The sequence below is a fragment of the Amycolatopsis benzoatilytica AK 16/65 genome (assembly GCF_000383915.1).
Classification (GTDB): Bacteria; Actinomycetota; Actinomycetes; order Mycobacteriales; family Pseudonocardiaceae; genus Amycolatopsis; species Amycolatopsis benzoatilytica.
Window position 1 is genome coordinate 1,186,303 of record NZ_KB912942.1, and the last position, 10,235, is coordinate 1,196,537.

Sequence of the window (10,235 nt, forward strand, 5' to 3'; positions counted from 1 at the left end):
GTGGGCAAGCGCCGCAAGCAAGGCCGTCGACCGCCGCAGACCGTCCGTCGCGGCGGCCTCGGCATCCCCGACGCGGCGAAGGCGAACATCCCCACCGCCGCGCAGGGCGCACGCGACGCCTCCACCGCGGTCGCCTCGATGACGCAGCGAGGCCGCGGCCAGATCCAGCCCGGCTACGAACAGCAGGCGCTGCCGCGCCCGGACATCTGGTACCAGAACCCGTTCGGGCCCGGTCTGCCGTCGATCCCGGTCGGCATCGACGCGCCCCGCCCGGACACGGGGCGCCCCGAGCCGCGGATCTTCGAATACTCGGTCGGCTGGAACCTGCCGGGCAAGCACAACCGGCTGCTGCCGTGGAAGCTGCTGCGCGACGCCGCCGACTTCATCCCGCTGTTCCGGCGTTGCATCGGGATCCGGCAGGACCGGATCGGCGCGCTCGACTGGGGCGTGCGGCTCACCAAAACCGCGATCCAGAACGCTGAACGCGACAACCCCGGCACGCCGCGGGTCGAGCTGGAGCGGAAGCTCCGCGACGAGAACGCCGCCGCGATCGAACGCTGCGAGGCGTTCTGGCAGATGCCGGACCGTCGCAACCGGCGCGGCTGGAACGCGTGGCTGCGGATTCTCCTCGAGGAAGTGTTCGTCGGGGACGCTCTCTCGATCTACCCCGTGTACACCTACGGCGGAGACCTGCACTCGCTGGAAATCCTCGACGGCACCACGATCAAACCGCTGCTCGACGAGCGCGGCGGCCGGCCGCAGCCGCCGTTCCCGGCGTTCCAGCAGATCCTGTGGGGTTACCCGCGGCGGGACCTGAGCATGGAGGTCGACGCGGACGGCGGCACCGGACCGTTGATGCCGTCCGACCAGCTGATTTACGAGCCGCGGAATCAGCGGGTGTGGACCCCGTACGGGCACAGCGCGGTCGAGCAGGCCCTGTCGGACGGTGAGCTGTACATGCACCGGCACCGGTGGATGACGCTCGAATACACCGCGGGCAGCATGCCGACGTCGCTGTTCGAGGTCGCGGCGGACGCGGGGTTGTCGCCGCAGCAGGTCGCGGAGCTGGAGCGGTATTTCAACGACCTGCACGCAGGCGACAGCGCGCAGCGGCAGCATGTGAACTTCCTGCCGCCGGGGATCGTGCCAAGCAGGGAAGGCGGCGGGGTCGCCGAACGGTACAAGCCGGACTACGACCTGCACCTGATCAAGCTCGTCGCGTCGCACTTCGACACGACGCTGCCGGAGCTCGGGTTCACCGAGACGAACGGGCTCGGGTCGTCGGGTTTCCACGAGGGCCAGGAAAACGTCCAGGACCGCAAAGATCAGTCCCTGATCAAATGGTTGAAGCGGCTCCTCACCGACGTCACTCGCACCCAGCTCGGCGCGCCTGACGAACTGGAGTTCTACTTCCTCGGCCTGGATGACGAGGACGAAGCCGCCGCGGACGACGTCGAGCAGGGACGCCTGAACGGCGGCGTCATCACCCTGAACGAGCGGCGCGACCGGCTCGGCCTGCCGCGCTACGAGTTCGACGAGGCGGACATGCCCGCCCTGTTCACGCAGCGCGGCCTCGTGTTCCTCGAAGGCGCGTCGAGCCTGGAGCCGGCGGGGACGTTCATCACGCCGCCGCAGGCGCCGCCGGGCTCGCCGAACCCGAACACCGCGGCGATCCAAGCCGACGAAACCGGTGCCGCGGGGGACCAGGACGGGGATGCGAACCCGGCCGAGCCCGAACCGGCGCAGCAGAAACCGCCGACGAACGCCGCCGGGACCGAGGCGGCCAAGAAAGCGGAGCTGGCGGCGTACCGAAAGTTCGCGGCGAAGGGCACGCGGGCGCGGGAGTTCCGGTGGCAGCACCACACCCCGGCCGAGGTCGACGCGATCAAGGCAGGTGGTGTCGACCCAAAAGGCCCGGTGGCCAAGGAATGGCCAGGGTGGAAGGTCGACCAGGCGGCCGCGAAGCTGTGGGGGAAACGCATTTCGGCGGCTTTGACTAGGGCAGTGGACGCCCAGACCATCGCAGCTGACTGGCGGCATGCCCGGAAAGCAGCCCCGATCTACCCCGGCCAGGTCGACGCACAGTCCTGGCTGGCGCAGAACGGGGTCACGGTCACCGCGACCCTCCGCGGCGTGCTGCGGGACGTCTACACCGACGGCTACCTGATCGGGGACCGGTCCGCGGCCGCGCTGCTCGCCAACGTCGAACCCGACTGGGGATCGTGGACGCCGGGGGACACCGAAGCCGCACTCGACCTTCTCGCCGGGGACACGTCGCTGCAAGCCTTGCTCGAGCAAGCCGACGTGACGATCACCTCGATCGCGGCTCATCGGATGGACGCGCTCGCGCTGGAGCTGGCGCGCGCGGTGGAGAACGGCGACAGCGCCGACACGCTCGCCGCGAACCTCGCCCGGGTGCTCGACGATCCGCGGTGGGCGCGGATGGTCGCCACCACCGAACTGAACCGGGCCATGTCGTCGGCCACCCTCAACCGGTACGCGCGCAACGGGATCGAAGCCGCGTACTGGATGACCGCCGAAGACGAACGGGTGTGCCCGGACTGCACCGGCAACGAAGACGCCGGCGCGATCCCGCTGTCCCAGCCGTTCCCGTCCGGCTCGTATCAACCCCCCGCGCACCCGGACTGCCGGTGCGCATTGGCCCCGATGGTCGTGGACATCAGCGAAGTAGACACCGCCGGACTCTCGGCGGCGGACCTGGAGGAATCATGAGCACCACCACGGTGTACGCCGAGATCGTCAAGCACTACCGCGACGACGACGGGAACCTGATCGTCGAGGGCTCGGCAACGAACCCGTCCCTCGACCTCGACGACCAGATCTGCGACCCGACGTGGCTGAAGTCGGCCATGCCGGACTGGTTCGAGTGGGGCAACGTCCGCGAGCAGCACACCGCGATCGCGGCCGGTGTCGGCACCGACCTCACGCAGGACGGCGACAACTGGCTGCTCCGCTCGAAGGTCGTCGACCCGGTCTCGGCGAAAAAGGTCGAGAACGACGTCCTGAAGGGCTATTCGATCGGGATCAAGAACCCGCGGGTGATCACCGACAAGTCCGCGCCCGGCGGCCGGATCGTCGGCGGCCAGATCGTCGAGGTGTCCCTTGTGGACCGGCCGTGCAACCCGACGTGCACGCTGACCGTCACGAAGGCCGCGAAGCCGGGCAGCACAGTGAAAGCGGTCGACCTCGACCGCGACCACATGCTCGTCAAGGTCGAGGAATACGCCGAGCACCAGGACGACCGCGAAGCCGGTGCCGACAAGGCCGCTGACGCGGACGATACGGCGACGGTCGAGCAGGAGCCGGACACGCCCCACCCGGCGCTCGCCGTGGTCGACGCGGTGAAGGCGCTCGGCGTCGACCTCGCGAAAGCCAGCCCCGACGAGGACATCGCCTCGGCGCAGGAAGCGATCGCGATCATCGGCCGGATCATCGTCTCCGAGGCCCAGTCCCTCGCCGCCGGGCAGCTGTCCGACGCCTGCGATATCGACGAGCTGCTGTGCGTGGTCCGCGCGCTGAAGTGGTTCATGTGCCTCGAATCCGAAGAGGACGTCACCGCGCCGACTGGCGCCGACAACCTCGTGACCATCCCCCTCGCCGCCGAGCCGGACCAGCCCAAGAACGCCGAGCCCGACGCACCCAAGACCCCGGAACCCGACGCCGCCAAGGCGACCGGGCCGGACAACCTCGCCGAACTGGTGAAGGCCGCAGTCACAGAGGTCATCTCTGCCTCAGAGGAGCGCATCAAGTCGCTCGAGGTGCAGCTGGCAAAGGTGCTCGCCACGCCCGTCCCGGGAGGACCCGCCATCACCCGCCACGCGGACGCCGACGCAGCGGCCGCAGACCTCGCGAAGACCACCGAGGCCACACGGCTGACGCGGCTCGCGAACACGGTCACCGACCGGGAGATGGCCGCTTACTACCGGAACAAGGCCGCGCAGCTCACCGCCGCGCCGGCCAGCGAAGGAGCATGACCATGAGCACCACCACCGTCCTGAAGGACGTTTTCGCCGACGCCGAAACCACGAAGGACGTCGGCGACCGGTTCGAGCGGTACAAGAACCTGCTCACCAAAGCGATCGAGCGCGGCGACTCCCGCAAGGACGGGTTCGCTCCGCGGGTCGGCATCGTCAAGGCCGGGAATTTCGACAGCCTCGCGCAGCGGGTCGCGGACATCACCAAGGGCCTCGACGCCGACGCTGCCGCGCAGTTGCAGACCACCCTCGGCGAGATGCGTGCCGACCTCGGCAAGGACATCACGTTCGCCGGGCCGCAGGGCCCTGGCGGCACCACGCAGCTGGTGCCGTACGACCTGGAGGCCCCGGCGAAGGAGATGTACCCGAAGTTCACGCCGATCCGGAACGAGCTGTCCCGGGTCCGCGGACAGGGCGCGGCGCGCGAGTACAAGCGCATCAACGGTGTCACGAACGCCGGTCTGGGCGGTGTCCCGGACATCAGCCCGTTCTTCAACTCGGAGTCGGACTCCGGGACGCCGTCGTTCGGGTCGCTGACCCTGCGCCGCGGCAAGAAGATCCAGTACGCGGCGGACGACAAGGTCATCCCCTACGTCGAGATGTCCCTGTCGGACATGGTGACGTACAAGGCCCAGTTCGCCGGTGTCGGGTTCGAGGACGTGCGGCAGCTGTCGCAGCACTCGCTGCTGTGGTCGCACCTGCTCGGCGAGGAGAAGGCGCTGCTGTACGGCCGCGGCTCGAAGACGGGTTTCGTGGGTGCGATGACGCAGCCGGCGCAGCCGACGCTGTCGACCGCGACCACGGGCGGCACGATCGCGGCCGCGACGTACTCGGTGCGCATCACCGCCCGATCCGGGTTCGGCGAGACCGCCGCCACCGCGTCGGTCACCCAGGCCACCACCGGCAGCACCAGCACCCTCACGGTGAACCTGCCCGCGGCGAACCTGCCGTTCGGCGCGAACATCTACATCGGACCGGCCGGTTCCGAGGTGTTGCAGGGCACCGGCACCGCCGGGCAGGCTGTCGTGTTCACGTCCCTCGTGACCGGCACGGCCGCGGCACCGGCCGCCGACTCGTCCGCGGACGCGAACGGCTACGACGGTCTGCTGACGAACGCGCTCGCGCTCGGCACCTCGCCGCTGGCGCTGAACGCGAAGCTCGGCCAGGGCGTCTACACCACGCCGGGCGCAGAGTTCCAGCAGCAGTTCCTGGCGATGTGGAACGCGGTCTACGCGGACCCGGACGAGGTGTGGTCGACCGCCGCGGTGCGGAACGAGCTGGGCAACCAGCTGCTCGGGTCGTCCAGCAGCAACTACCGGATCGACCTCGGCGCGGCGCAGAACGGCAAGGTCATCGGCGAGATGGTCGCCGGGATCCTGAACCACGCCAGCCCGACCAGCAAGATGGTCGACCTGCGGGTGCACCCGTACATGCCGTCGGGCACCGCGCTGATCCGCTCCCGCACGCTGCCGTTCCCGGACAACAACGTCGGGGAAACCAGCCAGGTCGTCGCCGTGCAGGAGTACATGAGCGTGGATTGGCCGCAGATCCAGTTCACGTACGACCAGTCGACCTACTGGTTCGGGACGCTCGTCAACTACGCCCCGGCGTGGAACTCGGTCATCACCGGCATTCAGTGATCCACGTGCGTTGAGCAGCCCGGGCCCCGTGTCGGGGCTGCTCGGCGTGCCCGAACGAAAGGTGTCCACTGTGGACACGGTGCGTGTGTGCGCTCCGGACGGTGCGCAACGTGAGGTCGACGGCGTCACCGGCGCCCGCTACCGCTCCAGCGACGGCGTGTACGACATGCACCCCGCCGACGCCGCCGCCTTCCGCAAGATCGGCGCGTTCACCCCGAATCTGGCCGGCGCATCCACGCGCGGCGGATACCGCTGCGGCCGCTGCGGTTTCGGGTCCTGGTTCGTCACCTGCGGCCGCTGCGGCGGCCCCTGCTCGAAGGAGTCCTGATGCCGGAAGACCACCGCGCCCTCTACGAAGCGGGCACCGTCGCCGATCTCGCTGCCGAGCTCAACTCGCGCGGCCTGTCGGCGAAGGGCGACAAGCCGGACCTCGTCGACCGGCTGCTCGAACACGACGCCGCGCAGGCACCTGCCGATCCGGGCGGTGACCAGCCGCCTGCTGACGACTCGGACGGCGAGATCTGCGGCGCCTGCTGGCCGGAAGGGTGGCCCGGCGACGACTCCGCCGCCACCTGCGCGCACGGCAGCTGGACCCGGGCGTAAGAGGACGTTCGTGAAGCACCCGCGCCGCGGCGTGCACGCGAAGCACAAGGGTGCCCACGTCCGCCACAAGGCCATTCACAGCCACGAGCATCCGCATCGCGGCAGCCACATGAAACGCGGGCACACCGCACACCGCCGAACCAGCAGACGGAGGTGAGCCGTGCTGATCCTCCCGTACGTCACCAACGCATCGTTCAAGGCGTACCCGACGTTCCTCGAGGTCGCGAACCTGCGGTCCGGTGATCCGATCCTCGCCGACCAGGACGCCGAGCTGTACAACATCCTCCTCAAGGCCAGCGCGATGGCGGACCGGTACGTCGAGCTCGGCGTTTCGTCGGGCAACGCCGCTACGGGCACCCTCACCGCGCACTCGCGCACCGAGAACGCCCGCGTCCGGACCCGCTACGACGGCCGGATCTCCTACCACCCCGACCATTCCCCGGTCACCGCCATGACCGCGCTCTCGACCGGCTACTCGCCGAACTCGTTGAACCCGGTGACGGATCTGTCGAATTTCTGGGTGGAGGACGGGAAACAGATCGTCGGCTACCCCGGAGGCGTCACGTCGCCGGGTTTCGGGGCGTTGCAGTTCGGATCGGTCGTCGCGGCCGGCGACCTCTACGCGCAGTGGACCTACACCTCGGGGTTCTCCAATACGCTGCTCGCCGCGGACGTCGCGCAGGGGGCGACGTCCGTGACCGTGCAGGACGCCACCGGGCTCGCTGCCGGGCAGGTGCTGCGGATCTGGGACCCGGGCCACGAAGAGGCCGTCACCATCGCCGGGACCTACACGACAGGGTCGACGACGGTGCCGCTCACCGGCGGCCTGAAGAATGCGCACACCGGCACCGCGACCGTGCCGGTCGGGATCTCCGCGGTTCCCGCGGATCTCCATCTCGCGGTGATCTTCTACGCCGCCGCGCTGCTTCAGCGGCCGGACAGCGAATCGGAGGACGTGTTCCCGTCCGCGCGGGTCAAGTCGAACGCGCGTGTCGGCGGGTCGACGGACGGGTCCGGGTTCGTCACCGAGGCCGAGCGGCTCCTCGAACCGTACCGGCGGGTCCGCTGATGTCCTCCGTGAACACCATCGACCAGGTGTGCCGGTACTTCGGCGGCGCCTACGACGCGACCACCCGCACCTACCGGACCCCGCAGCTCGCAGTGTCCGGTTTGGACGGTCCGATCGTGCGCCGGTCGCCGCCGCGCAGCGACGACCACAACACCGACTACCACCAGACCGGCGCGACGCCCGGCTCGATGGGCTGTCAAATGCAGGTCCAGATGCTGCGCGGCGAAGAGAAACGTGTCGCCGTCGCCGGAGCCGTCTCAGGTCTGAAACACGTGTCGTGGACGGTGAATCTCCATTCGTTCGTGCGGTCGACGACGGGGTTCGTGGAGGACCTGGCCGACGTCATGTACGCGCTGCTCGACGCGATCCGCACGCACATCGAAGCCGACCGGACCTTGGGGACCGGCGGATTCGAAGCCGGGTACGGGGTCGGGTTGCAGGCCGGGGAAGGCGGCGACCCGTGGCTCCGCTGGGAAGGCCCGTTCATGGAGTCCACCCCGAAGGGCCTGTCCAAGGGCTACCTGCTCGTCGAATTCGACTGCGACCAGTACATCCAAGCGTGAGAGAGGTGTCCACTGTGGAATACCGCTACAGCGGCGAGGAGCGGGTCTACGTGGACCGGGCTCTCGTCGTTTCCGACGGCGACGTCGTCGACTGGCCCGAGCCGCCCGACGACGGGCATTGGACGCCGGTCGCGCCTGGCGAAGAGAACAAGGCCCCGGACAACGGCAGCAACGACGAGCAGCACGAGAACGAGCCGCCCGCCGACGCGACCACGACCACCGAAGCCCCGGCGGACGCCGTGGCCCAGCACACCGAGGAGTGACCGGTGCCTACTCCAGCCACGTTCACCAGCTACAAGCAGTTCCTCGGCGTCGCCAAGGAAACGCAGCAGGGGACCGCTGTCGCGATGACCGCGACGATCCCCGTCGAGAAGCTCGACTTCGAGGACAAGCCCGTGTTCCTCGACGACAAGGCGATGCGCGGCAGCATGGTCGAGTCGTACGGGAAGCAGGCCGGTGTCATCAAGACCGATTTCTCGTTCTCCGGCCCGGTTTTCGGGGATACGCTCGGTTGGCTGCTCGGCAACATCCTCGGCGACCTCACCACCACGGGTGCCAGCGCGCCGTTCACGCACGCGTTCTCGACGCTGAACTCCGGCAACGGGCAGCCGACGTCGCACACGTTCACGCAGTACACCGGAACCACCGCGAGCACCGGCACCCGGCAGTGGCCGGGCGCGTGCCTGTCGGAACTCACGCTGAAGTGGAACGCGGAGTCGCAGCTGTTCACCTACGACGCGAAGGGCTCGTGCTGGCCCTCGATCATCGCCGCGGCGACGCCGACGAGCGCGCCGTCGACCGTGACGCCGATCGCGTCCTGGCGCGGGCAGCTCGGCGTCGGCGGCCCCGCCACCGGCGGCACTCTCGCGCTCAACGTGACCGACGGCGAGATCGCGATCAAGCGTGTCGTAGAGCCGGTGTTCACCACCCAGAACGCGCAGACCCCGTACATCATCCAGCGCGGTGCCGTGTCCGCCAGCGGGAAGCTGAACTTCATCGCGAAGGACGAAACCCCGTACCTGAACATGGTCAACAACACCCAGCCGCAGTTGCAACTGATCGTCAGCAACGGATTGACCGGTGCCGCGCAGGTGCAGTGCCAGGTGGATGTCCAGCAGGGCGCGTTCGTCACCGCCAAATACGACAGCGGGAAGAGCGCGATCGCCTACCAGACCACGTTCGATGCGGTCGCCAACACCACCAACGCCGGCACCAGCGGCGGGTTCTCGCCGCTGAAGGCGACGCTCACCAACGCGATCGCCGCCGGCACGTACGTCTGACCGGCCGGTCAGCAGTTGAAGGGACGGATTCAATGACGACTCGCTACAAGCTGCCCTCCGGCGGCACAGTGACCCTCCGCGACCCCGAGTCGCTGAAAGCCCGCGACACCAAGGCATTCATGGCGAAAATGGGTGCCGCGGTCAAGAACGTCGACGAGGAGGACGGCGAAGCGGTCGCCGCCGCCGGGGTCGAGTCGACCGACCACCTCATCGCCATGCTCGTCACCGATTGGCAGATCCCGTACGAGACTGAGGACGGCCGACCCTGGCTGATGCCGAAGCTCGACCTCTCCCTGATCGACGAGCTGACGGGCCCGGACTACGGGCTGCTGATGGAACTGGTGAAACCGGCGCAAGAGGCGCTGATGCCGCGCAACACCGATCCCAGCGACTACGAGGACCCGGATTCCCCTACCGAGCCCGCGAGCGCGTAAGAGCGAAGCTCGCGGGGAACCCGGTCAAGGCGCCGCGGCCCGGGGAACAAACCCGGTGGGACGAGGCATCGGACTACTGGTGGTGGGCCGACCGGTTCGGGTGGCCGCCCCAAGTCGTGGACGAGATCCCCGCCTACCTGTACGCCCGCATCCCGGCTGTGACCGCGATGGCGGAGGAAATCCGCTCCGAGGAACAGAAGCAAGCGTTCCGGGGGTGAGCGGTGGCTGAGTTCCATTTCCTCGGCGTCTCCGAGTTCAAGGCCGCGATCGAGGGCTCTATAGCCCGACAGGTCGCCGCTACCTCGACCGCGGTCGCCAAGGGCGCGCACGTCATCGAGGGCAAGGCGAAAGAAGAACTCACCAAGGCCAGCCACAAACGCGGCACACCGACACCGTCCATGGCCGGCCAGCCCCCGGCGCTCGTGTCCGGGACGCTGCGCCGGTCGGTGATCGTGCAGGGTCCGAAACCCACGTCCAGTGCCGGGTTTTCGGCGTCGATCGGCCCGACCGCGGTGTACGGGCGCATCCAGGAGCTCGGCGGCATGGCCGGACACAGTCGGCTCCCGCCGCGCCCGTACATGCGGCCCGCGGTCACGAAATCCGCGACCGAACTCGACAGCCTGTTCAAAGAAGCCTGGTCGAAATGGTGAG

At 68.8% G+C, this 10,235-nt stretch carries 11 protein-coding genes; all 11 read left to right on the forward strand.

Annotation, left to right across the window (positions count from 1 at the left end):
- The 11 genes from AMYBE_RS40925 to AMYBE_RS0105780 all read left to right on the forward strand — a co-directional run bounded on the left by AMYBE_RS40925 (position 1) and on the right by AMYBE_RS0105780 (position 10,234).
- Complete coding sequence (locus tag AMYBE_RS40925; RefSeq protein WP_020658387.1) at positions 1–2,733, forward strand: phage minor head protein; 2,733 nt, start codon at positions 1–3, stop codon at positions 2,731–2,733.
- Entirely contained in the window at positions 2,730–3,995 is a 1,266-nt protein-coding gene (locus AMYBE_RS0105730; RefSeq protein ID WP_020658388.1) for a hypothetical protein, read from the forward strand. The genes AMYBE_RS40925 and AMYBE_RS0105730 overlap by 4 nt, the downstream gene beginning before the upstream one ends.
- Positions 3,996–3,997: 2 nt before the next feature.
- The gene (locus AMYBE_RS0105735; protein ID WP_020658389.1) at positions 3,998–5,635 is read left to right on the forward strand and encodes a hypothetical protein; all 1,638 of its coding nucleotides are present in this window, start codon (positions 3,998–4,000) and stop codon (positions 5,633–5,635) included.
- Positions 5,636–5,705: 70 nt separating this feature from the next.
- Positions 5,706–5,963, forward strand: coding sequence for a hypothetical protein (locus AMYBE_RS0105740; protein WP_063710056.1), 258 nt, complete (start codon positions 5,706–5,708; stop codon positions 5,961–5,963).
- The gene (locus AMYBE_RS0105745) at positions 5,963–6,238 is read left to right on the forward strand and encodes an SAP domain-containing protein (RefSeq protein WP_020658391.1); all 276 of its coding nucleotides are present in this window, start codon (positions 5,963–5,965) and stop codon (positions 6,236–6,238) included. The genes AMYBE_RS0105740 and AMYBE_RS0105745 overlap by 1 nt, the downstream gene beginning before the upstream one ends.
- A 160-nt stretch (positions 6,239–6,398) precedes the next feature.
- Complete coding sequence (locus AMYBE_RS0105750; protein WP_020658392.1) at positions 6,399–7,307, forward strand: hypothetical protein; 909 nt, start codon at positions 6,399–6,401, stop codon at positions 7,305–7,307.
- Complete coding sequence (locus AMYBE_RS40930; RefSeq protein WP_020658393.1) at positions 7,307–7,870, forward strand: hypothetical protein; 564 nt, start codon at positions 7,307–7,309, stop codon at positions 7,868–7,870. Before AMYBE_RS0105750 ends, AMYBE_RS40930 begins: the two co-directional genes overlap by 1 nt.
- A 5-nt stretch (positions 7,871–7,875) precedes the next feature.
- Positions 7,876–8,133 (forward strand): hypothetical protein, encoded by a 258-nt coding sequence (locus tag AMYBE_RS0105760; RefSeq protein WP_154676128.1) that lies wholly within the window; start codon positions 7,876–7,878, stop codon positions 8,131–8,133.
- A 3-nt stretch (positions 8,134–8,136) separates the two neighbouring features.
- Positions 8,137–9,150, forward strand: a complete 1,014-nt coding sequence (locus AMYBE_RS0105765; RefSeq protein WP_020658395.1) for a phage tail tube protein — start codon at positions 8,137–8,139, stop codon at positions 9,148–9,150.
- A gap of 32 nt (positions 9,151–9,182) precedes the next feature.
- Positions 9,183–9,584 carry a hypothetical protein gene (locus AMYBE_RS0105770; RefSeq protein WP_020658396.1) on the forward strand — a complete coding sequence of 134 codons (402 nt, stop codon included), beginning with the start codon at positions 9,183–9,185 and terminating at the stop codon, positions 9,582–9,584.
- 221 nt (positions 9,585–9,805) lie between these two features.
- On the forward strand, positions 9,806–10,234 hold the full coding sequence (locus AMYBE_RS0105780; protein WP_020658398.1) for a phage virion morphogenesis protein: 429 nt from the start codon (positions 9,806–9,808) through the stop codon (positions 10,232–10,234).
- Position 10,235 lies beyond the last annotated feature (1 nt).

Excerpts from the sequence above, each read along its gene's own strand:
- AMYBE_RS0105730 (WP_020658388.1), top strand. The coding sequence starts at position 2,730 with ATGAGCACCACCACGGTGTACGCCGAGATCGTCAAGCACTACCGCGAC.
- AMYBE_RS0105735 (WP_020658389.1), top strand. The coding sequence starts at position 3,998 with ATGAGCACCACCACCGTCCTGAAGGACGTTTTCGCCGACGCCGAAACC.
- AMYBE_RS0105745 (WP_020658391.1), top strand. The coding sequence starts at position 5,963 with ATGCCGGAAGACCACCGCGCCCTCTACGAAGCGGGCACCGTCGCCGAT.
- AMYBE_RS40930 (WP_020658393.1), top strand. The coding sequence starts at position 7,307 with ATGTCCTCCGTGAACACCATCGACCAGGTGTGCCGGTACTTCGGCGGC.
- AMYBE_RS0105770 (WP_020658396.1), top strand. The coding sequence starts at position 9,183 with ATGACGACTCGCTACAAGCTGCCCTCCGGCGGCACAGTGACCCTCCGC.